The organism is Allobosea sp. GW823-FHT02B03 (genome assembly GCF_058797755.1).
The window spans coordinates 258,725-285,528 of the sequence record NZ_JBXAJY010000002.1; the positions used below are offsets into that span (position 1 = coordinate 258,725).

Below are 26,804 nucleotides of genomic sequence, written 5' to 3' on the forward strand. Positions count from 1 at the left end.
CGAGAGTACCAGGAAGGCTTCTGGGGCTAGCTGGACGAAAAGTGCGTCCGGCGAAGCGCTCGTTACCCAAGCTATGATCTCATAGGGCGCAAATTCCGTGGAGCGTCAGATCTCAATGACGCATCGCTGATCAAACCATGGATTTTCGCGATCTCCGTGCACGTTCGGATAGCCAGCCTGGTTCGCAAAGATTCTGGTTTTGCCGACGCGGTAATCGTGGGAGCCGTGATCGTGGCCATGGATCCAGAGATCGGGTTGGAACTCTTCGATGACGCGGCTCAAATATGAGACAAATGCGGGAGTTAGCGAGCTGCCTTCATGACGCGGTTGAACCGAGTTTCGATGCGGCGCGTGATGCGTAACCACTACCGTCGGTCCGTCGAATTGCTCCGCCAACTCCTTCCTTATGAACGCTAGGTCCAGGCGATGCTCCGCGGCCGCATGCCAAGGCATGAATCTGCTGAAGTGCCCACTCTCCTCCTGATATTGGATCAACCGATGATCGTTGAGCGTGTCACCGGCATAAACCATTGATGGCTTCGGCGTTCCATGAAGTCGGTAATCCGTCCAGAGGACACAGCCGATGAACCGTACGCCCTCGACAACAACTGAGTTACGCGACAGGAGATCAATGCCCGCGGCCGATGCAGCCACCCTGCCCTCCGCGAGGCTCCGCTTTAGCTCGAAGCCATAGAACTCATGATTTCCAGGAACGTAGATTGATCTGGCGCCACGAAGCGCTCCCGAGCGCTGCTGGGCCATCCATGCGACGGCAGACGAAATTGGCTGCCCCATGTCGCCAGCAAAAACGGCCACATCGAAGTCTGGGAGCGCAGAGGGAAATTCAAAGGCGCCAAATTCCAAATGCACATCAGAAATGACGAGCAAGCGCATTTTGCCTCCACTTTCATCGAAGGTTGGACCGGATGGACGCAGGGAGTCAGGCGGATTTGGCCGCGATAATCCGATCGAACAGTGCGACTATCGGGTGCGGGGCATAGAACGACGCGGCCCCCGCGAATGACCGCTCAAACTCGGCGATCGGCATTGAGAACGAACCGATCGTCGTTGGCCCGACGACATCCATCTGCATCGAGTCACCGACAAACAGGATCTGCCGGGGTTCCAGGCCGAGCTGGTTGCAGACGAGATGGTAGATTTCGGGTTGTGGCTTCATCAGCCGCGTTTGGAACGAAAGAACTGAGACATCCGGCTCTCCCGGCAGCTGCTCGAATAAGGGCTCCCGGTATGGCTCAGCCAGGTTGGAGCAGATTGCGATCCGGAGCCCCGCCCGCTGAAGAGTCTGCCACGCCCGATCAATGCCGGGGCGAAGTCGCACGGATTTCAACTCCTCGCTCAGGTCTCCCTCAAGCTCGGTTAAACGTTCTTCGGAAATAGGCACGGACAATCGCTGCGCTAATTCCCGAAGGCCGACGGGATTTTTCATCGCATGCTGGAGGAGTGAGTTCGAAGGCTCGCTTGCCACCAGCGACCGAAACGGCCGTCGCTTGTCCATGATGTCGACCAGCGTCCCAAACGCGTCGAAAGCGATGGCTTCGATGGGAACCATAGCAAATCGCGCATCAAGGTAGTCGTAGTCTGTATGCGGGAGATGCTCGAACCTTGAAGCGGAAGAGGGATCGGCATTGGCGGCGATAGCTGCCAAGTGCCGGCGGACGTCCATTTGCTCTTCAAAGCTGCCGCCCAGAACCTCGAGCGGAGTGCGGCCGTTGAATGGTCCGAATTGTTGCGGAGCTGTCAGCCAAGCTCGCTCTTCCAGGGCTCCTGATACAGCCGCCAGGAATTGCCGGAGTTCGGCGAAGAAGCCCAACACCGCCGATAAGCGCATGAGCGTGCTCGTCGCGAGGACCAGGTGCTTTTGCTCCGCTGCGGCCGCGGCCCACCCCCGCAATGTGGCGATATCGGTCTCGAGCAAATGGGCTTGCTGGCTCTCGGTCAGTTGCCAACGACGCGCGATATTGGCGAATGTCCGCATGCAGGGCGCGCTTAGACGCTTGCGCTCCTCGAAGCTCCGTTCGATCATTGCAATCCTCGCTTATGGGTGAGGCCCGCTCGCCTTTCAGGCAACGCAGGCTCGGCGCGCCCGGCTGTCCGACCGTTGTCGCAATCAACCAGTCAGGACCGCGGCGCATCGCGTGCCAAGATTATCACCCGCGAGCGCTCTCGACCGGCCGCGGGGTATTTGTCATGTTTGGCAAACGACAGAATCCGACGTCGACCGACAGTCCGAAGCTCGCTTTGTGCGACCCGCCGCGACCGGCAGGTCTGATGTCAGAGTGTTGTTGGGGAATTTAGTGAAGAGCGCCGCAGCACGGATGACATCTCCGCCCAAAACCCGATCGCCGAAGGAAGAGCCGCAGAACCCTGAGAGGCCGTTCAGCGACGAACGCTATTATACAAGTTCTATAAAATTGTACCACCTAAATGAATCCGGACCGGCAATTTTCACCGGCCAGCCGCTTTTTCCCCTCCCCCCCGAGGCCCCAATTCCGGGCTTTGTCTGCAAAGCCGCACGACTGCTGCTGGATAAGGCGCAAGCCTGGCTTTGGGAGAAATCCGCAGTGTCGCGGAAAACGATCAACGATTTCGAAAGAGGCTTCATCGAGCCGAAAATCGCGCTGAACAACCGAATTAGGCGGGCACTGGAAGACGCCGGAGCTAATTTTGTCTGCGGCGAGTCCATGACAGGCGTTGTGGTCTATACCAAGCCGGAACTCAAGACGACGGCCATTCAATCGGCGAGCCAGGCCGCCCGTTAACCATATTTCCAAACCATCAGTGCATAATTTTATACATTATGTATAATTGTATCGTTGCTCGCGCTTGCAAGCGTCGGCGGACGCTACCGCAGCGCAGACGCATGGAGAAAGCCGCCCGCGCCTACTGGCTAACCTGAACTTCTCCCTATGATGAGGACTTCAATGATCCACGTTGTGCGCCCCACTCCAACGCAGGCACGAGCTGCGATGCGTTCCGCGCCCATCTCGAGTTCAGACTGGCAACGTCCACATTCCGCCCGCCGCTGGCCGGGTGGACACCCCATGGACGACGCATCGATCCTCGATGAGGAGTTCGATGAAATCGGCTGCGAGGTGTCGGTGCTCTTGCGAATTTTCAGTCAGCCATAGCAGCCAGAGCGCTCCTGCGGCGGCTGGCGCCACGGAACCATGTAAAGAGCGGGCTCTTCCCCAGTCAGCCATTCCAAGGGGAAGAGTCTCGTGGACCGAGGGCGCGAAACCTCGGCGCAACGCCTCGCGCAATTTTCGTCTTCCAACCGTGGCCGGTCTGTACTTGATCGATTTAAGCAGGCTGAGGAATGGGAAATTCGACCGTCGATCTCGATAATGCAGAATATCGCGAATTCCGGTCGAAAATCGTGGCCAAATGTCGCACTTTAGCTGCAAGAATAAATTCAAAAATAGCTTTTTCAACGCACTAAAATTACGGCTTACAGCTTCAAAAATGCTAATTGAATTTTCAATTCAATTCTACGAGCGTTACCCTCAACGCAAAAGGACACCTATCTCCCGAAAAATATCTCTCGGCAGCGAATTTGCGTATTCGAATCGATCTCCGATAGCAACGTGAAAAATTCCCGTCAATGCGAAAAATAATTCGCCTTATATATCGCTATTTTGGGGCCGATTTTTTGGATTTTAGGCCGATTTTATTCCGCTTGCAAAGGAAACCAATCATCTTGCAGAAACATACTTGCCGAGCGAATCAGTTCGCCGAGGGCTAATCACCGGCCAATTCCAGAACGGAATAGAAGAGCTGTGAGGACCGCGATCGGAAGACCGATCCCGCTCTCAAAGCCAATGAACCGTGAGGAAGAGGAACGAGCATGTAGATGAAATTTCGCCTCGCGCTGGATCGCGCGAACGCGTCGCCATGGCCTTTGCAATAATCGGAGGGATGGAACATGACGAGCTTGGCAGGGATCGCTCTTAGATTGGCAACGATCAAAGTTGAGTTCGGCGACATTGCTTTCGAGCAAGCGTCGCATGCGGCCTCGATCGCGGTTGCCCGGTTTGTGCTCGATTTTGCCGAGCAGCAAGCAGCGAACGCAGCCAGGCCCCCCTGCGCAATTGTGCCACTAGTCCTCATCTCGCGAGACGAAGATGATTAAAAGCAAGAAGGACATCACGCCTGCAAGCATGATGCCCTTTTAACTATCTGTTCGATCGGTGTCCCCAGAGGCCTGAGAACCCACGGACACTCGATCGGTGCCTTGTAACGGCCAAAGCCGCAACTCGACTACGCGACTCTTGTACGCGCGCATCCACATTCGCGCAAGGGTGTCGCTTGGTCGAGGCCGCCGGCTCATGCCCAGATCGGTGCTCTTGACCAATGAACTACAGCGAAATTCAAAACTATGGCCCGGTGCATACCAGCCCGGCACGCTCACTCTCTGAACGAGCCATCTCGATTACGAACAGGAACGGCGTACCTAAGACGTCGACGAGAGGATCTCACGTCTGCTCCGTTGGAGAGCCGCATGTCATGTTCTTTGAGAGCAGCCTCGAGAAGAAGGCCCAACTCTGCGCATTCGCCCGACCGGGAACAGCGGAGGTCTTGGAACAGCAGAAGATCGACTATACCGACTTTAACGGACGGCCAGCGCCGCACTGGTACGACCTTCTGCTAAAGACAACCAGCGGCGAAACGATCGCGATTGCTATCAAGCCTTACGATATCGCCAAAAAAAGCGATTTCCACACATTACTCGAGCTGATCGCATCTCAGACGCCCAGATCGTTTGCCGATCGAGTTGTGCTGGTCACTGAACGCAATTTCACGCGTGATCTTGTGTACAATGCAGAGCTTATCCACTCAGTCCGGCTTGATCCGGAGCCTGACAGCGACGGCGTTGTGCGCAGTCACCTCGGCGAGCTTCACGGTTCCCTGAGAATCGCCGACCTGACCAGGCGATGCGGCATCGGAGGCTCTGCTTTTCGATCAGTCGTTCGCCTGATTGCGGCCGGCGACATCCACCTCCCCGATCGACGAGCCCGTATCACACCGCAATCGCAGATCTGCCTCCCAGCTTTTGGGGAGGTGCGGTCATGAACGAGGTCCGCCCGAGCTCCGAATTGTTGTTTCCTAAACTACTCCTCTCCCCGAACGATGAAATCACGATCGCCGGCGTGAAGTATTTCCGCGCTGTGAAAACCGACGACGGTTACATTCTCCGTCGGGTCGACAGCAGGGATTCAGCGAAAAAATTCACGCACGCCGAAATTTGGCACGCGTCGAAAGCTCACGATTGGGAGCACAAACCTGGCGAGTTCGATCCAGGAAGCGTCCGGTCGCTGCAAGCGACCGGAGTGGAGGCCATGCATCAGCTGGCGGAATGTGAGGCGTCCAAGATTTATTTTCGATGGCAGACCGTCGCGCGCGTCCAACGAAAGATCGTCGAGCAAAAAGCCCCTCGTACTGAAGATCAAATAGAAGCCATCCTGCTTCAAGTCATGGAGGAGATGTCCGGTTGCGACCGAACGAAGCAAATCCTTGCGCGCAACACGGCGCGGCGAAAGACGAAGGCCGCAGGAAGAAATCTCGGTCATGGAACGGCCAAGAAACTGCGCGCCGGAGCCAATATTCAGCTCATCGAGCCTCCCTCGGTTCGAACCTACCTTCGCTGGGAGCGTAAACTGAAGCATGGCGGAAATGTGCCGTGGGCCCTGCGCGACAGCGCACGAAAATCTGGTGGCGGCCAGCGGCTCTGCGCCAAGCAAAGCGAGTTGGTAATCAAGTATGGTTCCAAATACGCTACCCAAGATCGACCGACATATGCTTACCTTCATGAGGAAATGCACGACGAGGCCGAAGAATACAACGCGACCGTAGGGCCGGAACAGAGGATCAGCTGTCCCTCAATTGATAGTTTAAAGCGGTACGTGGCGGGCTTGAGCAAATTCGCCGTCTGCGTTGGTCGCTTTGGCGAAGAAGAAGCTCGGAGGCGGTTTATCTGGACCGGTCAGGGTCCCGACGTTGTACGGCCTGGCCAACGTGTTGAGATTGATCATCATGAGATAGATCTCATGACCATCTTGAAGCGTCAGGGGCTGTGGGACGACCTGAATCCAGAGCAGCAAATCCGCGTGCAGCGGATGCAACTCTGCGTGGCCCTGGATGTCGCCACCAACTGCGTCCTAGGGGCGTGCCTTTCTGAAACACCATCGTCAGCGGATACCATTCGTGTTCTTCGAATGGCAGTTTCGGACAAGTCAGACCTTGCAGAAAACGCGGGAGCTGAATCCGGTTGGCGGCAGCGTGCAAAGCCAGACACCGTCGCGACAGATGGCGGGGCTGCATGTAATGAGCAGAACTTCGTCTTTGCGATCCATGACCTCAAAGCGTGCCACGAAGTCGCGCCTGGTGGGCTTCCGTGGCTACGCGGAACCTTAGAGCGTTTTTTTGGGACGCTTGAGTCAAGATTGATCGCAGGCTTCAGTGGCCGAACGTTCGGAAGCCCGGTGAAGGTCTTCAACTACAAATCTGAGAAGCTCGCCCATCTGACGACCGATGAGTTAGCCGAGCTTCTCATCCTTTGGATCGTAGATGTCTATCACAACACACCTTCCGACGGCTTGCGCGGAGAGACGCCAGCTAATGCCTGGAAGCGACTGACCGAAACCGTTGGCATGCGACCGGTACCTGATCGGCGCACCATCCGAGCGATATTCGGGCTGAAGCTTACACGCGAACTTTCGAGCGAAGGCCTGAAGGTGGCCGGGCTTCACTATTCGTCGGAGAAGCTCGGGCGGCTCTTCCTGAATCGACGAGAGGTCGAAGTCGACATCCGCTTCGACCCCAGCGACATCGGCGCGATCGCATTTCGAGTCGGAGATGAGTGGCCGGAAGCTCGCTGCACCGAACCAGGTTTCGACGGCGCCTCGTTGGCCGAGTGGTCCCAAACAGTTCACGACCTGAGGCGATCATTCGCGGCTGATAACAAGCTCACCGCTCCAATAGTGCGCCGGGCAATGCGCACTATCCGCGCAGCGGCGGAAGCTTCGCGCGTTCGAGAGAACATCGCGACCAAGGAATACAACGCCAGCGACATCCAGCGGCTGGAGGACGGGGTGTTTCTCGGCTTCTCCATGCCCAAGAGCCCGAGCGCTGAAGCGGACAGCAGCGGCGACTTGCTGGACGGCGGATTTGCGACCGGCACCGCCCTGCTGTCGCCGCCAACGCGGCAGGAACACACAGACGAGTCCGATGACGTTCCGGAATCTGACAGCTCTGACGATTTCAGCTTCGAAGGATGATTTCCGTGAAACCCAAGCTTGTAGACATTGTGATCGACGGTGATTCCGATCCGACACTACCTATTCGCAACCTTCAGACCGAGAAAACTCGCCACAGGTCCAGGCTCATGGAATCTGTGCGGAGCGTTCACGCAGTAATGCAACGAGAAAGGCTGCTCGCTGAGGCTGTCAGCGATGTGCTGGAGGATCTGGCGGAACGTCGTCAACCAAACGCCTCGCACGGCGCAGAAAATCGAGGCGAAGGGAATGTCGTGGTTGTCGTGGGCGCGAGTGGTGCGGGCAAGAGCACGTCGATCCGCCGGTTGCTCACCAGTCATGCATTGACAGCCGACGGCAAGCTGAACGCACCGGGCAGCAAGCTGATCTCCGTTTCGGCCCCCTCGCCCGCGACCTCATCAGAACTTGGCCGAGAGGTACTGAGCGCACTTGGATATCCTTTGGCCCGGACGCGGATTGATGCGCCGGAGGCTTGGCGCATGGTGCGTGAGCGCATCAAGCACCTGGGCATCCTTGCGCTGCACCTCGATGAACTCCAGCACGTGGTCCAGACCGTGAATGCAGCTGAGCTGCAGAAGGTCAGGAATAATCTGAAAGCCTTGCTCGTCGATCCGACGCACCCCATTGCGCTTATTGTGTCGGGTACGCCGGAGGTTATCCAGCTCATGCAGCCGGATCGCCAAGTATCCCGGCGCGGTTTCTGGATCGAGTTTCGATCACTTTCCGCTGCGTCGGACGGCAAGATGGTAGGCTCTTTCGTCCAGCAGCTCGCCGAGCGGGCTGAACTTCATGTAGAGCCTTCCGAGATTACGCGCATTGTGCCACGCGTTATTCACGCAGGTTGCTGTCAACTCGGTGTGATTGCCGAGGAGATCCAGTTTGCTATTCGCGAGGCGCTTCGGTCGGATTCGAAGCAGCTTAGCAGTGAGCACTTTGCTCGGGCCTACGCGAGACGAACAGGCAATCTCTCTCCGTGGAATCCATACATTTCCGAACATTGGCGCGAGGTTGATACCGCTCGCGTGCTTGCGACGTCCGAAGAGGCAAAATCACCCGGCCATTCGAAGAAGTCACGGAAAGGAGCTACCAAGTGACTCGGCTCCTTTGGCTGCGCGCCGCCCCCCTGCCCTATGAGACGCCGATCTCAAACGCGAGCCGCAACGCGATCCTGAACCATCAGACGCATGGGGTCCGTGCCTTCTGCACGGACTTAGGCCTGGACTTGAGAGGGTTGCAGGACGGCGAAGACACGGCGATTGCTCAGCTCGCTCAAATGATAGGTGTCTGTCCCTCGGCGTATGACCGCGGAACAATGCGCCGCAACGGCGATAAATTTGTCCTGCGCGGTGAACGGCTGTTGCAAGCGTCCGTAAGGCGGAAGCGCATATTCATTTGCCCGGCTTGCGTATCGGAAGACATCGCAACCTCCTCCCTACCGCCGCCTGCGTCAGCCTGCTGCCGCGGGCACTGGTTGCTAGATTCAGTTCGGAGCTGCCCGGAGCATGAACTGGAACTCGTTGAATTGCAGCCCAGCAACCACAAGGCGATCCACGACTTCTCGGTCCAGATTGCGCCACATCTTGGCGCCCTTGAGGCGTTGCCGAGAAAACGAGCCACTCGGGCTGAGTTCCGCTTCCAGACCTATCTTCACGACCGCCTGGACAAGACGGCCAGCCTGGGGTTTCTCGACCAGCTGGAATTCCATGTCGCTGCACGATTTTGCGAGTTGTTGGGTGCGACGTTGAAGATTGGCGAGAACCAGCCGCTGACCTCGCTGTCAAATAGAGATTGGCTGTCCATTGGCGAGCTAGGTTTCGCTTACGCACACGAAGGACCGGATGGAATCCGGGCAGCCCTGCACGAAATACAACGAAAAAGTACATACTCACGCAGCGGGAATGATGGGATCCGCGCCATGCATGGCCGCCTTTTCAAATGGATCTCGCACTATCAGGAAGACGATGCCCACACTCCCATCAGGGATATCCTGCGCGAACACATCATAGCTACGGTCCCAGTTCGCCCTGGCGAAACCCTGCTCGGCAAGGTCGTCATGGAACATCAGAAGCTGCATTCCGTTCGCACGGCCAGCATCGAAACTGGCATTCCTCCGAGGCAGCTGCGCAAGATCCTGCAGGCTCTTGGCCATTTGGGACCAGAACACGCTAACCGACCGAATTCGTGGACGGTATTCGACGCCGAGCAGCATGCCGACCTGCTGAACGATATCCGTCATTCCATGCCTTTATCGGTGGCGAGCGAGTATTTGGGCGCCGGGCCGGCACATGGACGGTTGCTTTTCGAATGGGGCTTCATCCAGCCCTTTGTACGCAAGTCCGCCGAGCACTCGATCAAAGAGCACCAATTTACGAAGCAAGAGCTGGATGACTTCCTGTCTCAACTATTGGAGGGCGCTTCGACGGCTACTGCCTCTGATGGCGAAAGGCTTGTCTCGGTGCCCGCCGCCGCCAAGCGCGCAATCTGCTCGTCCATGGAAATCGTAGAGCTGATAATGAACCGGCAGCTTCCGACAGTGAAGCGCGCTCCTGATACCGCTGGGTTTTTGTCGCTACTCGTCGATGTCGACGAAATTCGGCCCAAAGTGCGCGACGAGTACCATGGTGAGGTCACAGCTCGCGAGGCCTGTGCTCTAATACGGACACGGAACGAAGTAGTTCTTGCTTTGATCTCGGAAAGTGTATTGCCATCGAGGATCGTGAGAAGTCCTAAAAGTCGACGTCCGGCTCGCGTTGTCCCGCTCGTAGCGATTGAGGATTTCAACAAGACCTATTGCACGCTCGCCGAGATTTCTCGATCCAGGTCCGTTGCTTATTCGCGCGTTCAAAGCGTGCTCGCCAGGAACGGCGTAAAGCCCGAATTCTCCAAGGACAGGTTTCAGGCGGATTTCTATCGACGATCCGAAATCGCAGCGATCGAGTTCCAATAGCTCCAAAAACGAATCAACCGTTGTGGCCCGGCAGCTCAAACTGCCGGGTTTTTCTTTGCCTGGAGCTCAGCTACGGCGAGCTCGCCCAGTGACATTTTCATTGCGCCATAGTGACACGATCAAAAGCATCGCCCCATGTAACTCATTGAAATTAAACGCGCCTAAGTGACACCGTCATTGCATCTTGAGATCACTCTCAAGATCACCGAGCCTAAAAGCGTCGGCGCCGATCACCGGGTTCGGCGCAGCCTCATTGCACCCCGACTTTCTCCCTTGGACCTGCCTTGCAGCCCCAAGCCTCAGTGGCCGAAGGATGACGCTTACAAAGCTGCGGACCAATGGCTGTAAACTCGCCCTTAACCTCGATCGTTCATTTCGCTGGACTAGTAGTGAACTAGCGCGAGCTGCACCTGCTGCGGCGCAGGGTGGCAGATTCATGCGGCTGATCGTCGGCACAATCATCGTCTTTGCTTGCGTCTTCGGCGGCTATGCGGCGATGGGCGGCAAACTCCTCGTCCTTTGGCAGCCGTTCGAGTTCGTTATCATCCTCGGTGCAGCGATGGGTGCCTTCATCATCGGCAACACCGGGCCGGTGCTCAAGTCCGTCCCCACCATGCTTGGTACGCTCGTGAAGGGCCCCAAGTACAATCGGGAGGCCTATGTCGAACTGCTGGCGATGCAGTATTCCCTGTACAGGCTTGTGAAGCAGAAGGGCATGCTCGCGGTCGAACAGCATATCGAAGATCCGAGCGAGTCGGCGCTGTTCAACGCCTTCCCGACTTTTGCAGAGAACCATCATGCGGTCGAGTTCGTCTGCGACTACATGCGCATGTTGACGATGGGTGCCGACAACGTCCACGAGATCGACGCTCTCATGGATGAGGAACTGGAGACGCACCACCAGGAGCAGGAGCGTCTTGTTGCGGCCATGCAGTCGATCGCCGACGGAACGCCAGCGCTCGGCATCGTCGCCGCCGTGCTCGGCGTGATCAAGACGATGGGGTCGATCACCGAACCGCCGGAGGTGCTGGGACATCTGATCGGCGGCGCGCTCGTGGGCACCTTCTTCGGCGTCTTCGTCGCCTACGGCTTCTTCGGGCCCATGGCGCAGTCGCTCAAGAGCATCTTCGAGGCGGAATCCAAGTACTACCTTTCGCTCAAGGCAGGTCTCCTCGCCCATATCAGCGGCCAGCCGCCGGTGATGGCGGTAGAATTTGCCCGCAAGGCTCTGATGAGCGACGTCCGCCCGACCTTCAGCGAAGTGGAAGCGGCAACCGCCGATCTGCCTGCCAACATCTGACCCAATCACCAGCAGGGACGCGATGGCCAAGCCCGCCCAAACGATCATTATCAAGAAGGTCAAGAAGGCCGCTCATGCGCACCATGGCGGGGCCTGGAAGATCGCCTATGCGGACTTCGTGACCGCCATGATGGCGTTCTTTCTGCTGATGTGGCTGATCAGCATGACGACGCAGGAGCAGAAGGTCGGCCTGGCTGAATACTTCGCGCCGGGGGCCGTGAGCGCCAGCACCAGCGGCGCTGGCGGCGTCCTGATGGGCACCGCCCTGGACACGTCAGGCAACAAATCGTCGGCGCCCCGCGAGACGGCGAGCGGCATCACCGGGCAGGAGGACGGAGCGCGCCGGGCCAGCTCGGGCCGCGCCAGCGACCGCGAGGCCAGCCGCCCGGCCACCGGCGCGCAGGCCCAGCACAGCGCCGCGGCCAGCCTCCGGCAGGCGTTCCAGAACATGCCCGAAATGGCCGAGCTGTCGCGCAACATCGTGATCGAGCCGACCAAGGAGGGCTTGAACGTTTCCCTCGTGGACGAGGAAGGCCGCTCCATGTTCCCTCAGGGCTCGGTCGACCCCTATGATCGCACCCGTCGCGTGCTGGAAGGGCTCGCGCCCACCCTGCGCCGGCTGCCCAACCAACTGTCTGTCACGGGTCACACGGCCGCCGCGCGCCCGGGCTCGGTGCGGGGCGTCGATTCCTGGAGCCTCAGCGCCGGGCGCGCGCTCGCCGTGCGCAAGATCCTGTCGGGCGCCGGGATCCCCAACGACCGCTTCACCTCCGTGGCGGGACGCGCCGACACCGAGCCGGTCTTCCCCGACAATCCCTACATCGCGCCGAACCAACGGGTGACGATCACGCTGCTCGGCGCGGAGCCGCCGCTGCCCCCGAGCGTCTTGCGCTGACGACAAGGCTCCTCGTGCCTCAAGCCCGAGGAGGCGTTGCCCAGCGGCGCGGCCCTGCTCGGCCGGCTTGCCCGCTCGTCCAGCTTCTCCCTCTCGATCCGCAGCTGCTGAAGCAGAACCCGCAGGCGCGAGCTCCCGCAGCCGCACCGGCCTGAGCGCAGCTCAGAGTTGGCGCAGGCCGATATGCTCGATCAGGGGAACGAGTTCGTCGCGCGCCGCAACGCGGTGGGCGCGGGCGAGCCGATGCGCCGCCTCGGCGTCGCCGGCCCTCACCGCTTCCCCAATCAGGCGATGCGCCTGCGCCGAGCCCGTCGGCCGCGCCCGCAGCTTCAGGGTCAGCATGCGGGCGCGATGGGCCTGGTCGGTCACGGTCTGGGCAATGCGGCGCAGGCGGCCATTGCCGCAGCGCTCGACCAGCAGGCGATGGAACGCTTCGTCGGCCTCGGCCCAGCCGGCAAGGTCGTCCGCCGCCAGCGCCTGCTCCATCGCCGCCGTCGCGGCCTCGAGCTCGTCTGCCACGGCTGCCCGGTCGCTGTCCGGAAGCGCGGCCAGCAGTTCCGCGGCCATCGACTCGACCGCGATGACGACTTCGTAGATCTCGCGGATATCCTGCGGCGCCAGCGGGCAAATCAGCACGCCGCGCTTCGGCAGTACCCTGACCAGCCCGTCTTCCTGCAGGCGGATGATCGCCTCGTGCACCGGGGTCCGGCTCATGCCGAGACGGACCGCGATCTCCTGCTCCGAGCCCTGATAGCCCGGCGCGAAGACGGTATCGCGGATCGCCTGCTTCAGCGCGGCATAAGCCTCGTCGACCAGCGAACCGCGCCTGGCCCCGTCCCCTGAGATCTCCGCCCGCGCAAGCTCGGCCATCGCCACCTCCAGCACCGATTGACCATGCGAGATTACTTCCATGCAAGCAAGAATGGAAGCTTGACAACCCAGCCGTAAGCGGAAACGCTGCAAGCATGCAAACTTCCATGGAACACAAATGGGAGAGCAGTCGAGGCGCCGCAAGACGGCGCCGGTACAGGGAGAGACGCAATGAAGCGAATGCTGTTAGCACTGGCGCTCGGGCTGGCCGCGACGACGTCGGCGACGGCGCAGACCGGCTATCCGACCCGCTCGATCACCATGGTCGTGCCCTTTGCGGCCGGTGGCACCACCGACATCGTCGCCCGGATGATGGCGGACCATATGAGCCGCACGCTCGGCCAGTCGATCGTGGTCGAGAATGTCGCCGGCGCTGGCGGCACCACCGGCGCGACGCGCGTCGCCAAGGCAACACCCGACGGCTACACGCTGCTGATGGGCAATCTCGGTACCCAGGCTGCCAGCGTCGGGCTCTATCCCAAGCTCGCCTATGATCCGCGCACCGATTTCGAGCCGATCATGAACTCGGCCTCGACGCCGATGCTGGTGGTCGCCAAGAAGGATCTGCCGGTCAAGGATTTCCGCGAGTTCGTCGCCTATCTCAAGGAGAACGCCGCGAAGATGAACTACGGTTCGGGTGGCGTCGGCTCGACCTCGCATCTGACCTGCCTCTTCCTCGACTCGCTGCTCGGCACCAAGCCCTCGCATGTCCCCTTCCGCGGCTCCGGCCCGGCGTTGAACGCGCTGCTCGGCGGCCAGGTCGACTATGTCTGCGACCAGACGGTCGCCATCGTTCCCACCGTGCAGGCGAAGGAGGGCAAGGGCCTCGTCGTCGCCGTCAAGGATCGTCTCGCAGTCATTCCCGACGTGCCGACTGCTGCCGAACAGGGCCTGCCGCAGTTCCAGGCTACCGGCTGGAATGCGATGTTCGCGCCCAAGGGCACGCCGAAGGAGATCGTCGACCGGCTCAACGCCGCCGCTCGCGCCGCCCTCAACGACCCGACCACGCGCAAGCGCTTCCTCGATCTCGGCGCCGAACTGCCGGACGAGGCTGGCCAGACGCCGGCCGCGCTTGGCGAGCTCGTGCGCAGCGAAGTCGAGAAATGGGTGCCGGTCATCCGCAACGCCGGCGTGACCGCACAGTAATCACCAGGGCGGCGCCAGCATCCGGCGCCGCATTCTCACAGCAGCAGACAGCATCGGACGAAGAGCATGCGCACGCACAGGATCGCCGCCATCGGAGGGGACGGCATCGGCCCCGAGGTCATCGCCGCGGGACTCCAGGCCCTCGAGGTCTGCGCCGAGCGCGATGGCGGCTTCAGCCTCGATGTCCAATCCTTCGACTGGGGCTCGGACTACTACCGCAAGCACGGCGTGATGATGCCGACCGGCGGCGCCGACCAGCTGCGCGCCTTCGATGCGATCTATTTCGGCGCGGTCGGCGCCCCCGACATTCCCGACCACCTGACCCTCTGGGGCTTGCGCCTCGCCATCTGCCAGCCGCTCGACCAGTACGCCAATGTCCGCCCGACGCGAATCCTGCCCGGTATCGTCAGCCCGCTGCGCCATGTCTCAGGCCCGGAGCTCGACTGGGTGATCGTGCGCGAGAACTCCGAGGGCGAATATGCCGGCGTCGGGGGCCGCGTCCACAAGGGCCTGCCCGAGGAGGTCGCGACCGATGTCTCGATGTTCACCCGCGCCGGCGTCACCCGGATCATCCGCTACGCCTTCGAGATCGCGCGGTCGCGGCCGCGCAAGCTCCTGACCGTCGTCACCAAGTCGAACGCCCAGCGCCACGGCATGGTGATGTGGGACGAGATCGCCGCCGAGGTCGCGGCAGGCTTCCCGGATGTGACCTGGGACAAGATGCTGGTCGACGCCATGACCATGCGGATGACGCTGAAGCCGGAGACGCTCGACACCATCGTCGCAACCAATCTCCACGCCGACATACTGTCGGACCTCGCCGCGGCGCTGGCCGGCTCGCTCGGCATCGCGCCGACGGCCAATCTGAACCCCGAGCGCAAGACGCCCTCCATGTTCGAGCCGATCCACGGCTCGGCCTTCGACATTACCGGCAAGGGCATCGCCAACCCGGTCGCGACCTTCTGGACAGGGGCGATGATGCTCGAACATCTCGGCGAGAAGGCCGCCGCCGCCCGGCTGATGCGCGCCGTCGAGCGCGTCACCGCCGATCCCGCCTTGCACACGCCCGATCTCGGCGGCAGCGCCACGACGGCGCAGGTGACACAGGCCGTCTGCGAGGCCCTGCGGGGGGACAACATCTGAACCTGTTTTCGGAGTCTCTTCGGTCCTGGTCCTGAGGAGCCGCGCAGCGGCGCCTCGAAGGACGCTTCAGGAAGCTCCGGAAGCAACCGGAGCTTCCCTCGAGACGTGCCCCTGCCGAGCAGTCCTCAGGACGAGGGCTGATTGGAATACGCTGCCACCTCAGGCACAGAGGCCGTTCAAGTGACCTTCAGCCGGCCGCCTCGACCCGAACGGTCAAATTGACTCTTTCTCCGGCACAAGAATACAAATCACGCTCCAATGCGGGAGCGTCAAATGCCGCGACTGTGGGAACCTTACAAGATCAGATCCGGCGATACGCTTTGGGAAATCGCCAAAGAGAAGCTCGGCTCGGGAACGCAATGGCCCAGGATCTACGCTTTCAACAATTCACGGGAGGCCCTGAAGGCAGGCGCCAAGCGCATTTCGAACCCGGATACGATCAAGGCCGGCGACACGATCTTGATACCGAACCTGAACGAATGTCAGAAGAAGATTCCGACGAAGAAAGAACCTAGTCGACCGCCGTCACTCAAGGCCGAAATCAAGTCGACCAAGGTTCCGTTTTCGGTCCAGCATCAGCTGGATCTTCAACCGCCTATCGTCCTCAACTTTATAACCTTCATTGCCACGATCAAGCTGAGCGGTCGGTCGTCATCACGCTCGGCCGCCCCGTTCCGCTGACCTATGTGACGGACAAATCGATCGAAGCCAGCGCCCAGAAGGAGGTGAACGCCGTCTACGCGAAGCTGATCTCGGAGTCCTCGGTGAACTATAAGCCGAGCGGAGAGGTGAGCTTCTCCAACCGGATGATCGTCGAATCCAAGGGCATCGGCGCGCCGAAGACAGCCTTCGCCGTCGAGGTTGGCTCGGCAAGGCCCGTGCCCATCCTGAAGGCGGAGATCATCTATCCCGAATTGCGCGGCAAGATCGGAAACGACGCGTTCTGCACGACCGAGGTCAAGATCACGATCGAGATCGAACCCGTGCTGCAGCCGCCACGTCTCTCACCGATCAGGGTCCACCAAACACGCCCCGTGCCGGCCAGCACCCGGCAGAACATCGACTGGGCGCGCCTGGCCGCCGACGCCCGCCCTGCGACCCAGGCGGTTGCCGCCGTCGTCACGGTCGGCTTCGTCGCCTGGTGTTTCGTCACCTATGGAGCGGGAGCGGCGACCGCGCCTGCCTACACCGGCGCGATGGCCGGATTGCTGCTGGCCGGCGTCCAGTGAATCCGGACCGCGGCCATCGCTCGCCCGAGACGGGTCCAGCGACCTGAAAGGCCGCGACCGAACCGCACGGGAAAGTCGTCGACGCCGCGCCGGCCATGACATCGGCGCCATAATCGTCTAAGGCGGCCCTCTCCCACCGCCCCTTCCCCGGCCGATGCTGTTCAACTCCTTCGTCTTCCTGCTCGGCTTCCTGCCGCTCGCCCTCGCCCTGCACGGGCTGGTCGAGCGCTTTGCACCGACCTGGCGGCTGCCGGTCCTGGCCGGGTTGTCCTTCGTCTTCTACGGCTATTGGGACTGGCGCTTCGTTCCCCTGCTCGGCTTCTCGATCCTGCTCAACTGGCTGATCGCCGAAGCCTTCCAGAAGACCAGGGCCGGCGGCCTGATCACGCTCGCGATCGTCCTCAACCTCGCCGTCCTGGCGCTGTTCAAATACTTCAACTTCTTCGCGGATCTCGCCGGCTTGATCCCGGGACTGCCGGCGCCGAAGCTCGACCTCGCACTGCCGCTCGGCATCTCCTTCTTCACCTTCCATCATGTGATGTACCTGACCGATCTGCGCCGTGGCGAAGCTCCGCGCTATGATCTGGTGCGCTATGCGCTCTACATCGCCTTCTTCCCGCAGGTGCTGGCCGGCCCGCTCGTGCGCTGGCGCGAAATCATGCACCAGTTCGACGAGCGCCCCTATCTGCGCTCCGACGCCGCCGAGCGCATCGCCCGCGGCCTGATCCTGCTCACTATCGGCCTCGCCAAGAAGGTCCTGCTTGGCGATCCCCTCGCCGAGTACGTCAACCCGGTCTTCGCGGCGGCGGCGCAGGGCCAGACGATCGCCGCCGGCGAGGCCTGGCAGGCGACGCTCGCCTTCACCTTCCAGATCTATTTCGATTTCTCCGGCTACACCGACATGGCGCTCGGCCTCGCGCTGCTCTTCGGAATCGTGCTGCCGCAGAACTTCGACACGCCTTACCGCTCCATCAGCCTGCAGGACTTCTGGCGTCGTTGGCACATGACGCTGTCGCGTTTCCTGCGCGACTATCTCTACATTCCGCTCGGCGGCTCCCGCCATGGCCTGCCCCTGCAGCTCTGGGCGCTGTTCGCCACCATGGCGCTCGGCGGTCTCTGGCATGGCGCCGGCCTCAACTTCGTCGCCTGGGGCGCGGCCCATGGCGTGGTGCTCGCCATCGGCGTCCTCTGGCGCCGTGCCGGGCTGCCGATGCCGCAGCTCCTCGGCTGGGCCCTCACCTTCCTCTTCGTCGCCTTCTCCTGGGTGCTGTTTCGCGCCACCTCCTTCGATGCCGCGCTCGCCATCTACAAGGGGCTGCTCGGCCTGAACCCCGCCGGAGCCGGCTTCAAGTGGCGGGCGCTGCTGCCGGCCGCCGCCGTCGCGATTATCGGGCCGACAGCCTGGGCCATGGCCTGGAAGCTGCCGCCGGCCCGCTGGCTCGCAGTCGTGACCGCGATCCTGTTCGTGCTCGTTCTGTTCAAGATCGGCGACGACGCGAATTTCGAGTTCATCTACTTCCAGTTCTGAGGCGAACCGGCACCGCCTCCCCGCTCCGATCGATTGCCGCGCTGCCCGCAAGGAGAATCGCGAGCCGGGCAACGAACCCGCCCCGGCCACCACAGACTGGGGATAGCGCGGCCGTCCGGGGCCGAGATCACGGCCGAATCCGCTTATTTTCGCTGAAATTACCGTTACTTGGGCGAGAGATCACGGCTACGCGAAAGCAGATTGTTACGGCGGGGACCAATCGCTATAAGGGCGCCAAATCGGCGGCCCCCACGGCAATGCCGGCGGGGGTCATCGAGCAGCGTGAATTGAGAAAGCCTGCACATGTCGAAGCAGACCACCCTCGATCCCGACTACAAGCCGTCAGAAAAAGAACCGTTCATGAACGAACGGCAGCGTGAATATTTCCGCAGCAAGCTGCTGGCCTGGAAAGAGGAGATCCTGAAGGAGGCCAAGGAAACCCTGGTCACCCTGCAGAGCGAGAGCGAGAACCACCCCGACATCGCCGATCGCGCCTCGTCCGAAACGGACCGCGCCATCGAGCTCCGGGCCCGCGACCGCCAGCGCAAGCTGATCTCCAAGATTGAGTCCGCCATCGCGCGCATCGACGATGGCACCTATGGCTTCTGCGAGGATACCGGCGAGCCGATCTCGTTGAAGCGTCTGGAAGCCCGGCCAATCGCGACGCTTTCGCTCGAAGCCCAGGAACGCCACGAGCGCAACGAACGCGTCTTCCGCGACGATTGAGACGCGGCAGCAGCACCACTCTCCAATAAGAAGGCCCCGCAGTTGCGCTGCGGGGCCTTTTTTGCATTCGGCACGAGGCCCTTCCGGCCCGCGGCCACCGCTGAGCGCGGCGGCCGGGCCTGGCTTCTCGATCAGGCGACGTCGAAGCGGTCGAGGTTCATCACCTTGGTCCAGGCGGCGACGAAGTCCTTCACGAACTTCTCCTTGGCGTCGGCGCTGGCATAGACCTCGGCGAGCGCGCGCAGGATCGAGTTCGAGCCGAAGACGAGGTCGACGCGGGTGCCGGTCCATTTGGCGGCGCCGGTCTTGCGATCGGTGCCCTCGAAGACATCCTTGGCCTCGGAGATCGCCTTCCACTGCGTGCCCATGTCGAGCAGGTTGACGAAGAAGTCGTTTGTCAGCGCGCCCGGCCGGTTGGTCAGCACACCGTGCTTGCTGCCATCGGCATTGATGTCGATGGCGCGCAGGCCGCCGATCAGCACCGTCAGCTCCGGCGCGGTCAGGGTCAGCAGCTGGGCGCGGTCGATCAGCGCCACCTCGGCCGGCACCTTGGCCCCGGCCTTCTGGTAGTTGCGGAAACCGTCCAGCACCGGCTCCATCACCGCGAAGGAATGGACCTCGGTCTGCTCCTGCTTCGCGTCGGTCCGGCCCGCGGTGAACGGCACGCTCACCTCATGCCCAGCGGCCTTGGCCGCCTGCTCGACGCCGACATTGCCCGCCAGCACGATCAGGTCGGCCAGCGAGACCTTCTGGTCGCCATCGGCCTCCTTGTTGAACTGGCGGCGGATGCCGTCGAGCACCTCGATCACCCTGGCGAGCTGGGCCGGCTGGTTGACCTCCCAGTCCTTCTGGGGCGCGAGGCGGACACGGGCGCCATTGGCGCCGCCGCGCTTGTCGCCGCTGCGGAAGGTCGCGGCCGAGGCCCAGGCGGTGCCGACCAGCTCGGAGACGGAAAGGCCGGAAGCCTTGATCTTGTCCTTGAGCGTGGCGACGTCGGCGGCGTTGACCAGCGGGTGGTCGGCGGCCGGCAGCACGTCCTGCCAGATCAGCTCTTCCTTCGGCACTTCCGGGCCGAGATAGCGCGAGCGCGGCCCGAGATCGCGATGGGTCAGCTTGAACCAGGCGCGGGCGAAGGCCTCGGCGAAGGCCTGCGGATTTTCCAGGAAGCGGCGCGAGATCTTCTCATAGGCCGGGTCCAGGCGCAGCGACAGGTCGGTCGTCAGCATGGTCGGCTTGTGCTTCTTCGACGGGTCGTGGGCGTCGGGGATGACGGCCTCGGCGTCCTTCGCCTCCCACTGGATCGCGCCGCCGGGACTGCGGGTCTGGACCCATTCGTACTTGAACAGGTTCTCGAAGAAGAAGTTGCTCCACTGCGCCGGGGTCTGCGTCCAGGTGACCTCGATGCCGCTGCCGACCGCGTCGGCGCCATGGCCGCTGCCGAAATTGCTGGCCCAGCCGAGGCCCTGCGCCTCGAGCTCGGCGTCTTCCGGATCCGGACCCTTATGCGATTCCGGCGCCGCGCCATGGGTCTTGCCGAAGGTGTGGCCGCCGCCGATCAGCGCGACGGTCTCCTCGTCGTTCATCGCCATGCGGGCGAAGGTCTCGCGGATGAAATGCGCCGCCGAGATCGGATCGCCATTGGCGCCCGGCCCTTCCGGATTGACGTAGATCAGGCCCATTTCCGTCGCGCTCAGCGGTGCGTCGAACTTGTCGAGCGGACGATGGGTCAGCCAGGCGGTCTCGGCGCCCCAGTTGACGTCGTGATCGGGCTCCCAGGTGTCCTCGCGGCCGCCGGCAAAGCCGAAGGTGCGGAAGCCCATGACCTCCAGCGCGACGTTGCCGGTCAGGATCATCAGGTCGGCCCAGGAGATCTGCTGGCCGTACTTCTGCTTGATCGGCCAGAGCAGGCGGCGCGACTTGTCGATGTTGACATTGTCCGGCCAGCTGTTGAGCGGGGCGAAGCGCTGCTGGCCACGGCCGCCGCCGCCACGGCCGTCGGCGAGGCGGTAGGTGCCGGCCGCATGCCAGGACATGCGCACGAATTGCGGGCCGTAATGCCCGAAATCCGCAGGCCACCAGTCCTGCGAGTCGGTCATCAGCTTGCGCAGGTCGTTCTTCAGCGCCTCATAGTCGAGCTTCTTGAACGCCTCGCGGTAATTGAAGGCCTGGTCCAGCGGGTCGGACTTGGCCGAATGCTGGTTCAGGAGATCGACAGGCAGCTGGCTCGGCCACCAGTCGCGGTTCTGACGGGCGCCGCCACCGTGGGCGACGGGGCACTTGCCCGTGCTGTCCTCAGTCTTCGCGTTCATCTCTCTCTCCGAGCTTGCAGGGCTGGCTGCTGGATTGCGTCTTAGCAAAGCCATTTCATTATTTTAATTTCGATTTTCTGATTGCGACGATAAGTTGCAATTATGACAAATCTGACTTTCAAGCAGCTCCGCTATCTCGAAGCCCTGGCGCGTCACAGCCATTTCGGCCGGGCTGCGGAGGCCTGCGCGATCTCGCAGCCGGCCTTGTCGCAGCAGATCAAGGCGCTGGAGCAGGAGCTGGGCGCCGATCTGTTCGAGAGGGACAGGCGCCAGGTGCGGCTGACCAGCTTCGGCGAGGAGATCGCGACCCGGGCCAGGGATATCCTGCGCGCGCTCGACGAGCTCGAAGGCTATGCGCATGCCTCGCGGGATGGGCAGGTCACGCGCCTGCGCATCGGGGTGATCCCGACGGTGGCGCCCTATCTGCTGCCGAGCCTGATCGGCGACCTCACCAGGCTGCATGGCGGGCTCGACCTCAATGTGCGCGAGACGCTGACGCCGAAACTGGTCCAGGAGCTGAACGAGGGCCGGCTGGACATGGCGATCCTCGCCCTGCCCGTCTCCGAGCCCTCGCTGACCGAGGTCGCGCTGTTCACCGAGCGCTTCGTCCTGGTGCGGCCGCGCGAGGACGAAGGCAAACCCGCCCCGGATCGCGAGGCCCTGAGCGAGATGCGGCTGCTCTTGCTGGAAGAGGGACATTGCTTTCGCGAGCAGGCGCTTTCCTTCTGCAATGCGAAGCCACGTGCGGTCGCATCGCGCGACCTTCTGGATGCCAGCTCATTGTCGACGCTGGTGCAGATGGTCGATGCCGGCCTCGGGATCACGCTGATCCCGGAAATGGCGGTTGCGGTCGAGACGCGCTCGGCCTCGGTCTCGGTCACCCATTTCACGACGCAGGAACCGTCGCGGACCATCGGCATGGTCTGGCGCAAGACCAGCCCGCTGGCCCGGCAGCTCATCGAGATCTCGGATATGGTTCGCCAGTCGGCGGGGGCCTTACGGCAAGCGCGCGGAACTTCTGCTTCCAACACCGGCATCGAGGCGTGAGGCGACGCCTCGCCGGACCCTGGACCTGCGACCGCCGGCGCAAGCAGCCACGCACACGCTCCCCTTGGCGATTGAATCCACGCGCCTGCGCTCCCAAGTGAGCCCGGCTATCCCGCCACGAGAACGGTCCCGATGAAGCAGCCTGATCGCAAACGCGCCCTTGTTCTGCGCAACCCGAAGGCGCGGCGCGGGCAGGAATCGCTCGACGGTCCCTTTCGGCAACTGGAGCACGCCGGGATCGACGTCACGATCGAGACCTTCGAGGCCCTGCCGGAGATCGCACGCGACATCGTGCGGCTGCGCAGCATCGCCGACCTGATCGTCATCTGCGGCGGCGACGGCTCGATCTCCTCCGGCGCGATGGCCGTGATGGAAAGCGGCCTGCCGCTCGGCATCATGCCGATGGGGACGGCGAACGACCTCGCCCGGACACTCGCGATCCCGATGGATCTGACCGCCGCGGCCCGGGTGATCGCCGCGGGGCAGACGCGCCGCATCGACATGGGCACGGTCAACGGCCACGCCTTCTTCAACGTCGCCAGCATCGGCCTGAGCAGCGAGCTCGCGCAGGGACTCGATCCGACGCTGAAGAAGCGCTTCGGGCGCCTGGGCTATGCGCTCGCCGCCTCCAAGGTGCTGACGAAGGCCTCGCGCTTTCACGCCACGATCACCGAGAAGGGCCGGACGACCGAGGTCGACACCTTCCAGATCGCGATCGGCAACGGCAGGCATTATGGCGGCGGAAACATCGTCCGGGACGATGCCGAGATCGATGACGGCCATCTCGATCTCTACAGCCTCGAACTCAAGAACCTCTGGAAGCTGGCGCTGATGCTGCGGTCATTCAGATCAGGCACGCACGGAGCCTGGCAGGAAGTACGCACCGCGCGCTGCGTCGAGTTCGACATCCTGACCAAGCGGCCGATGCCAGTGAACACCGATGGCGAGATCGTCACCGCGACGCCCGCCCATTTCAAGGTCCATCCCCAGGCCGTCGCAATCTTCGCGCCCGAGCCCGATCCTCGCGCGGGGCCAATTCCGATGCCCCTGTTCCACAGATGAGCCCGGCCAAAGCGAGCTGACCGCGAAAGGCGTGGCCATCTGACCCGCAGGGTCGGCCGTCGGGCAGTGCGTCGATGTCAGCGATCGGCAGGCGTCGGCATGAACGGGATTGTGCCGCCGAGGTTCGGCTTTCGGCCCGTTGCGGACCTCTCGCAACGCCGGGTAATCATCAAGCGGGCGAGGACATAATTCGCTAGTCCTCCGAGGCTGTTGATCACGAGTGAGACTACGGGGATGCGCAGATCGTTCGGCTTCGCGGTGGTGTTGATCTGCCTTGCAGTCGGTCTTCCCGTCTATTTCGCGCTGACGCTTTCCCTTCACGCTGCCGGGCTGCACTCGTTTTGGGTTCTGCCGTTCATTGGAGGCTTGGTGCTGGGTCGCCTTCCCATGGGGACCCGCATCCTAAGCAGCATCGCTCTCGTGTTCTTGACAACAGGTATGTGGCGGGAAGCGCTTGGGGGATGGATAGCTGGCGGCTTAGCCAATGCCGCTGCCTGTCTGATTGGAGTTGCTCTGACCCGATTGCCGATATGGATCGTGCGGAGGCGGCGCACAGCCCTATAAATCAAGCAGGCTCAAAAGCCGCGCAGAGACCGGTTCCGACCCGTTGCAGACTTCAGTTGCGATGGCAATTGAGAGCTCGTTGGAAGTCTTCGAAGCTTTGCCGCAGCACTACCTCTGGTTCATCCCGAGCTCGCTGGGATGACCGGCTGCCCAAGTTCGTGCAGTCGCCACAAGCTGAGACTACCCACCCTTGCTCACGAAATACTGCCACTAAGCCGACGCCGCCGCCCGCGTCGAATATCAATGGCGCTGAGCTATGCGAGCCCCACAGACCGTAGCTAACGTCCATTGCCAGAACTTTCGGTCGGACCTCCAATGTCAGCTCGGGTTTGATGGCCCGGTCTGTCATGCGTCCGATGATGGTCATGCAGTTACCGGCCGTGGGGCAATCCGCCTCAACTCTCAAAATGATGATGGTTTCACCGACAACGTCGCCCGGCCACCAAAGCGATTTCGTATTCTGGATAGCCTCAGCGGCGTCCGCTGGACGAAGCTCCTTTAGAAGATCTGTGGCTCGTTCTCGAAACTCCAAGGGCAGCGGCTTGTCGATCTCTTGAACGATCGCCAAGCTTTCGGCAGCAGTAGAAACCATCATAGCTCCAATGGCGCATAGAAGGGTTCTGCGCAGTCTGTGGTAGCAGCCCAACTCAATGCTCCTTGGCGACCAAGCTTATCGCCTTACAAGGTAGCACAATCGCTCGCGTCCGCTTCCGACCCGTTGCGGGCGCGGTCACGCAGTGCGCTTGTTGACGACCGTGAGCGTGAGGCCCGTCAGCACGAGACCGACGCCGAAGATGAAGAGCGGGCCGAGCTGATCACCGAACATCAGCGCGGAGACCGCAACGCCGACGATCGGCTGGAGATACTGGACGCTCGCAGCCACTCGGGCGGGAAGCGTTCGCAGCAGATAAAGCCAGAGAAACAGGCCGGCCACGGTCACCATCACGCCGAGGTAGAGGGCCGAGCCGATGCCGACCGCCGTCAGGGCGAACGGGGTGTTCAGTGCCTCCCAAACGGCGAATGGCACCAGCGCCAGGAAGCCGAACAAGGTGCTCCATGCCGCGACGACGACGGTCCCATAGCGCTCGGAAAGCTCGACGCTCCAGACATAGTAGAAGGCGATCGTCAGGGTCGAGAGCAACACCAGGCCTGCGCCAGCCAGGCTGGTTTGGGTTGCAGCCGAACTACCGTCGCCGCGACCGGCGGCGACGAGTGCAATGCCTCCAAACGCCGCCACGATGCCGATGCCCTGGATCAGCGTGACGGGCTGGCGCAGGCGTATGGCGGCGAAGACGACGACGAAGGCGGGAATCGCAGCCGAGATCGTCGTCCCGATCGAGGCGGAGGTCCCGGCCACGCCGAAGCTCTGGGCAACCTGCCCGATGCCGATACCGAGGACGCCAAGCGCGGCGACCCGCGGGAAAGCCCTGAGCGGAAGGCCTTGCCTGCCCGCGACAAGCAGAAACATCAGCGGAACGGCGATCAGGAAGCGCAGTCCGGTCAAGGTGAGAGGCGGGATCGTCAGCAAGCCGAGCTTGGTGACGGGGATCGAAACGCCCCACATCACCGCAAGAAACAATGCAGCGGCAAAGTTCCCGACGGAAACGCCATTCGGTCCAGCAGTTTGGGTCATTGCGCCGCCATGATGAGCAGCGGCGAGCCTTAGATTACGCGCGCTGGCTCGACAACCTGCGTGTCAGCTCGCGGCCCGACCTCGGCATTCCGCCATCACTTTCACACACACGAAAGCCCCGCGCGGGAGGGCGCGGGGCTTCTGGCCGCCAGCCTTGGATAGCTTGGGGAGCGTGGCGGGCGGCCGGGAGGATCGGCGGCTCGGGAGAGACCGCCGGCCGGCGCGGGGCGTGGACGTGGGGAGCGTCGCCGTCGCGCCGGGAACTCGGGTGGTCGTGCTTTTCGCAGGCTCCTTCTCGGAAGGCCGGTTGCCACTCGTCCGTGACGGGGTCCTCAGAAGGGCAGCAGGATGTCCATGACCTGCTGGCCGTAGCGCGGCTGCTGCACATCGGTGATCTGGCCGCGGCCGCCATAGGCGATGCGGGCCTGGGCGATCTTGGTCGACTCGATGGTGTTGTCGGATTCGATGTCCTCGGGCCGGATCACGCCGGCGACGATCAGCTCGCGTACCTCGAAATTGACCCGGATCTCCTGCTTGCCCTCGACCACGAGATTGCCGTTCGGCAACGTCTGGGTGACGACGGCGGCGACATTGGTGGCGAGCTGTTCGGCCCGGCGCACCGAGCCCGAGCCCTCGCTCGACCCTTCCGAGTCCAGGCTCAGCAGTTCGCCGGCGCTGGAGCCGTTCGGCAGGAACTTGTCGAGCTTGTTCTCGAAGCCCATGAGCCGGGCGGCGCCGAAATCCTCGCCGTTCTTGCGGCTTCGCTTGGTGGTGTTGTCGAGCTGGGCCCGGTCGGTGACCTTGACCTTGACGGTGACGAGATCGCCGACCTGCCGGGCGCGCTGGTCCTTGAAGAAGGCGCGCGAGCCGGTCCGCCACAGCGAGTTCGGCGCATAGGAGGCGTGCTCCATCGCCGGCATCGGCATCTGCACCGGCTTGTAGCCCTTGCTCGCGGTCGGGTCCTCGATCGGCGAGAGCGCGGGAGCCTGGCCGACATTGGCGAGCCGGTCGGCGGCGCCGCAGGCGCCGAGCAGAAGACCGAGGCCGAGGACGGCGGGGAAGGCGATCGGGTTGTTCCGGGTCATGATGTTGATCCGCACTTTGAAATTCAGG

At 62.2% G+C, this 26,804-nt stretch carries 22 protein-coding genes; 15 read left to right on the plus strand and 7 right to left on the minus strand.

From position 1 onward, the window contains the following. Window positions 1-105 precede the first annotated feature (105 nt). Window positions 106-894: a metallophosphoesterase gene (locus AC1REK_RS06110; protein WP_492270307.1), complete on the minus strand. Its 789-nt coding sequence runs from the start codon at window positions 892-894 to the stop codon at window positions 106-108. A 46-nt stretch (window positions 895-940) separates the two neighbouring features. After that, window positions 941-2,044, minus strand: coding sequence for an HAD family hydrolase (locus AC1REK_RS06115; RefSeq protein WP_492270306.1), 1,104 nt, complete (start codon window positions 2,042-2,044; stop codon window positions 941-943). Between the two features lie 271 nt (window positions 2,045-2,315). Here AC1REK_RS06115 and AC1REK_RS06120 point away from each other — a divergent pair, with 271 nt between their 5' ends. The 7 genes from AC1REK_RS06120 (at window position 2,316) to AC1REK_RS06150 (ending at window position 12,434) form a co-directional block, all read left to right on the plus strand. After that, window positions 2,316-2,780 (plus strand): hypothetical protein, encoded by a 465-nt coding sequence (locus AC1REK_RS06120; RefSeq protein WP_492270305.1) that lies wholly within the window; start codon window positions 2,316-2,318, stop codon window positions 2,778-2,780. 1,744 nt (window positions 2,781-4,524) lie between these two features. Then, window positions 4,525-5,091 carry a PDDEXK family nuclease gene (locus AC1REK_RS06125; RefSeq protein ID WP_492270304.1) on the plus strand — a complete coding sequence of 189 codons (567 nt, stop codon included), beginning with the start codon at window positions 4,525-4,527 and terminating at the stop codon, window positions 5,089-5,091. Further along, a complete protein-coding gene (locus tag AC1REK_RS06130) occupies window positions 5,088-7,295 on the plus strand; it encodes a TnsB C-terminal domain-containing protein (RefSeq protein ID WP_492270303.1) in 2,208 nt (735 codons plus the stop codon). Before AC1REK_RS06125 ends, AC1REK_RS06130 begins: the two co-directional genes overlap by 4 nt. 5 nt (window positions 7,296-7,300) lie before the next feature. Then, window positions 7,301-8,386: an ATP-binding protein gene (locus AC1REK_RS06135; RefSeq protein ID WP_492270302.1), complete on the plus strand. Its 1,086-nt coding sequence runs from the start codon at window positions 7,301-7,303 to the stop codon at window positions 8,384-8,386. Beyond that, window positions 8,383-10,239 carry a TniQ family protein gene (locus AC1REK_RS06140; RefSeq protein ID WP_492270301.1) on the plus strand — a complete coding sequence of 619 codons (1,857 nt, stop codon included), beginning with the start codon at window positions 8,383-8,385 and terminating at the stop codon, window positions 10,237-10,239. The genes AC1REK_RS06135 and AC1REK_RS06140 overlap by 4 nt, the downstream gene beginning before the upstream one ends. Before the next feature lie 436 nt (window positions 10,240-10,675). Next, window positions 10,676-11,539 (plus strand): flagellar motor stator protein MotA, encoded by an 864-nt coding sequence (motA, locus tag AC1REK_RS06145; protein WP_066479978.1) that lies wholly within the window; start codon window positions 10,676-10,678, stop codon window positions 11,537-11,539. A 22-nt stretch (window positions 11,540-11,561) separates the two neighbouring features. Next, on the plus strand, window positions 11,562-12,434 hold the full coding sequence (locus AC1REK_RS06150; protein WP_492270300.1) for a flagellar motor protein MotB: 873 nt from the start codon (window positions 11,562-11,564) through the stop codon (window positions 12,432-12,434). A gap of 162 nt (window positions 12,435-12,596) precedes the next feature. Here AC1REK_RS06150 and AC1REK_RS06155 read toward each other — a convergent pair whose 3' ends face one another. After that, complete coding sequence (locus tag AC1REK_RS06155) at window positions 12,597-13,304, minus strand: GntR family transcriptional regulator (RefSeq protein WP_492270299.1); 708 nt, start codon at window positions 13,302-13,304, stop codon at window positions 12,597-12,599. A gap of 171 nt (window positions 13,305-13,475) precedes the next feature. Here AC1REK_RS06155 and AC1REK_RS06160 point away from each other — a divergent pair, with 171 nt between their 5' ends. From AC1REK_RS06160 to dksA, 6 genes are all read left to right on the plus strand, one after another. Beyond that, window positions 13,476-14,450, plus strand: a complete 975-nt coding sequence (locus tag AC1REK_RS06160) for a tripartite tricarboxylate transporter substrate-binding protein (protein ID WP_492270298.1) — start codon at window positions 13,476-13,478, stop codon at window positions 14,448-14,450. Between the two features lie 66 nt (window positions 14,451-14,516). Then, window positions 14,517-15,593: a tartrate dehydrogenase gene (locus AC1REK_RS06165; protein WP_492270297.1), complete on the plus strand. Its 1,077-nt coding sequence runs from the start codon at window positions 14,517-14,519 to the stop codon at window positions 15,591-15,593. Window positions 15,594-15,866: 273 nt separating this feature from the next. After that, window positions 15,867-16,274 carry a LysM peptidoglycan-binding domain-containing protein gene (locus AC1REK_RS06170; protein ID WP_492270296.1) on the plus strand — a complete coding sequence of 136 codons (408 nt, stop codon included), beginning with the start codon at window positions 15,867-15,869 and terminating at the stop codon, window positions 16,272-16,274. Window positions 16,275-16,279: 5 nt separating this feature from the next. Beyond that, the gene (locus AC1REK_RS06175) at window positions 16,280-16,822 is read left to right on the plus strand and encodes a hypothetical protein (protein ID WP_492270295.1); all 543 of its coding nucleotides are present in this window, start codon (window positions 16,280-16,282) and stop codon (window positions 16,820-16,822) included. A gap of 154 nt (window positions 16,823-16,976) precedes the next feature. Further along, window positions 16,977-18,350 (plus strand): MBOAT family O-acyltransferase, encoded by a 1,374-nt coding sequence (locus tag AC1REK_RS06180; RefSeq protein ID WP_492270294.1) that lies wholly within the window; start codon window positions 16,977-16,979, stop codon window positions 18,348-18,350. Window positions 18,351-18,653: 303 nt separating this feature from the next. Next, the gene (gene dksA / locus AC1REK_RS06185) at window positions 18,654-19,076 is read left to right on the plus strand and encodes an RNA polymerase-binding protein DksA (protein ID WP_316017099.1); all 423 of its coding nucleotides are present in this window, start codon (window positions 18,654-18,656) and stop codon (window positions 19,074-19,076) included. Between the two features lie 131 nt (window positions 19,077-19,207). Here dksA and katG read toward each other — a convergent pair whose 3' ends face one another. Then, window positions 19,208-21,385 (minus strand): catalase/peroxidase HPI, encoded by a 2,178-nt coding sequence (gene katG, locus AC1REK_RS06190; protein WP_492270293.1) that lies wholly within the window; start codon window positions 21,383-21,385, stop codon window positions 19,208-19,210. Between the two features lie 102 nt (window positions 21,386-21,487). On the opposite strand from katG, the gene AC1REK_RS06195 reads away from it, so the two are divergent. Both AC1REK_RS06195 and AC1REK_RS06200 read left to right on the plus strand, forming a co-directional pair. Then, window positions 21,488-22,432, plus strand: coding sequence for a hydrogen peroxide-inducible genes activator (locus AC1REK_RS06195; RefSeq protein ID WP_492270292.1), 945 nt, complete (start codon window positions 21,488-21,490; stop codon window positions 22,430-22,432). Between the two features lie 132 nt (window positions 22,433-22,564). Next, window positions 22,565-23,494: a lipid kinase gene (locus tag AC1REK_RS06200; protein WP_492270291.1), complete on the plus strand. Its 930-nt coding sequence runs from the start codon at window positions 22,565-22,567 to the stop codon at window positions 23,492-23,494. Window positions 23,495-24,110: 616 nt separating this feature from the next. Here AC1REK_RS06200 and AC1REK_RS06205 read toward each other — a convergent pair. The 3 genes from AC1REK_RS06205 to flgH all read right to left on the minus strand — a co-directional run bounded on the left by AC1REK_RS06205 (window position 24,111) and on the right by flgH (window position 26,776). Next, window positions 24,111-24,650, minus strand: a complete 540-nt coding sequence (locus tag AC1REK_RS06205) for a hypothetical protein (protein ID WP_492270290.1) — start codon at window positions 24,648-24,650, stop codon at window positions 24,111-24,113. Window positions 24,651-24,788: 138 nt separating this feature from the next. Then, a complete protein-coding gene (locus AC1REK_RS06210) occupies window positions 24,789-25,691 on the minus strand; it encodes a DMT family transporter (RefSeq protein ID WP_492270289.1) in 903 nt (300 codons plus the stop codon). Between the two features lie 332 nt (window positions 25,692-26,023). Further along, on the minus strand, window positions 26,024-26,776 hold the full coding sequence (flgH, locus tag AC1REK_RS06215; RefSeq protein WP_316017104.1) for a flagellar basal body L-ring protein FlgH: 753 nt from the start codon (window positions 26,774-26,776) through the stop codon (window positions 26,024-26,026). Window positions 26,777-26,804: the final 28 nt, after the last annotated feature.

What these genes read in the sequence shown, in the direction of transcription:
- AC1REK_RS06150 (WP_492270300.1), top strand. Translation starts at nt 11,562, where the DNA reads ATGGCCAAGCCCGCCCAAACGATCATTATCAAGAAGGTCAAGAAGGCC.
- AC1REK_RS06180 (WP_492270294.1), top strand. Translation starts at nt 16,977, where the DNA reads ATGCTGTTCAACTCCTTCGTCTTCCTGCTCGGCTTCCTGCCGCTCGCC.
- AC1REK_RS06125 (WP_492270304.1), top strand. Translation starts at nt 4,525, where the DNA reads ATGTTCTTTGAGAGCAGCCTCGAGAAGAAGGCCCAACTCTGCGCATTC.
- AC1REK_RS06200 (WP_492270291.1), top strand. Translation starts at nt 22,565, where the DNA reads ATGAAGCAGCCTGATCGCAAACGCGCCCTTGTTCTGCGCAACCCGAAG.
- AC1REK_RS06115 (WP_492270306.1), bottom strand. Translation starts at nt 2,044, where the DNA reads ATGATCGAACGGAGCTTCGAGGAGCGCAAGCGTCTAAGCGCGCCCTGC.
- dksA (WP_316017099.1), top strand. Translation starts at nt 18,654, where the DNA reads ATGTCGAAGCAGACCACCCTCGATCCCGACTACAAGCCGTCAGAAAAA.
- flgH (WP_316017104.1), bottom strand. Translation starts at nt 26,776, where the DNA reads ATGACCCGGAACAACCCGATCGCCTTCCCCGCCGTCCTCGGCCTCGGT.
- AC1REK_RS06110 (WP_492270307.1), bottom strand. Translation starts at nt 894, where the DNA reads ATGCGCTTGCTCGTCATTTCTGATGTGCATTTGGAATTTGGCGCCTTT.
- AC1REK_RS06205 (WP_492270290.1), bottom strand. Translation starts at nt 24,650, where the DNA reads ATGGTTTCTACTGCTGCCGAAAGCTTGGCGATCGTTCAAGAGATCGAC.
- katG (WP_492270293.1), bottom strand. Translation starts at nt 21,385, where the DNA reads ATGAACGCGAAGACTGAGGACAGCACGGGCAAGTGCCCCGTCGCCCAC.
- AC1REK_RS06165 (WP_492270297.1), top strand. Translation starts at nt 14,517, where the DNA reads ATGCGCACGCACAGGATCGCCGCCATCGGAGGGGACGGCATCGGCCCC.
- AC1REK_RS06130 (WP_492270303.1), top strand. Translation starts at nt 5,088, where the DNA reads ATGAACGAGGTCCGCCCGAGCTCCGAATTGTTGTTTCCTAAACTACTC.
- AC1REK_RS06160 (WP_492270298.1), top strand. Translation starts at nt 13,476, where the DNA reads ATGAAGCGAATGCTGTTAGCACTGGCGCTCGGGCTGGCCGCGACGACG.
- AC1REK_RS06170 (WP_492270296.1), top strand. Translation starts at nt 15,867, where the DNA reads ATGCCGCGACTGTGGGAACCTTACAAGATCAGATCCGGCGATACGCTT.
- AC1REK_RS06155 (WP_492270299.1), bottom strand. Translation starts at nt 13,304, where the DNA reads ATGGCCGAGCTTGCGCGGGCGGAGATCTCAGGGGACGGGGCCAGGCGC.
- motA (WP_066479978.1), top strand. Translation starts at nt 10,676, where the DNA reads ATGCGGCTGATCGTCGGCACAATCATCGTCTTTGCTTGCGTCTTCGGC.
- AC1REK_RS06195 (WP_492270292.1), top strand. Translation starts at nt 21,488, where the DNA reads ATGACAAATCTGACTTTCAAGCAGCTCCGCTATCTCGAAGCCCTGGCG.
- AC1REK_RS06210 (WP_492270289.1), bottom strand. Translation starts at nt 25,691, where the DNA reads ATGACCCAAACTGCTGGACCGAATGGCGTTTCCGTCGGGAACTTTGCC.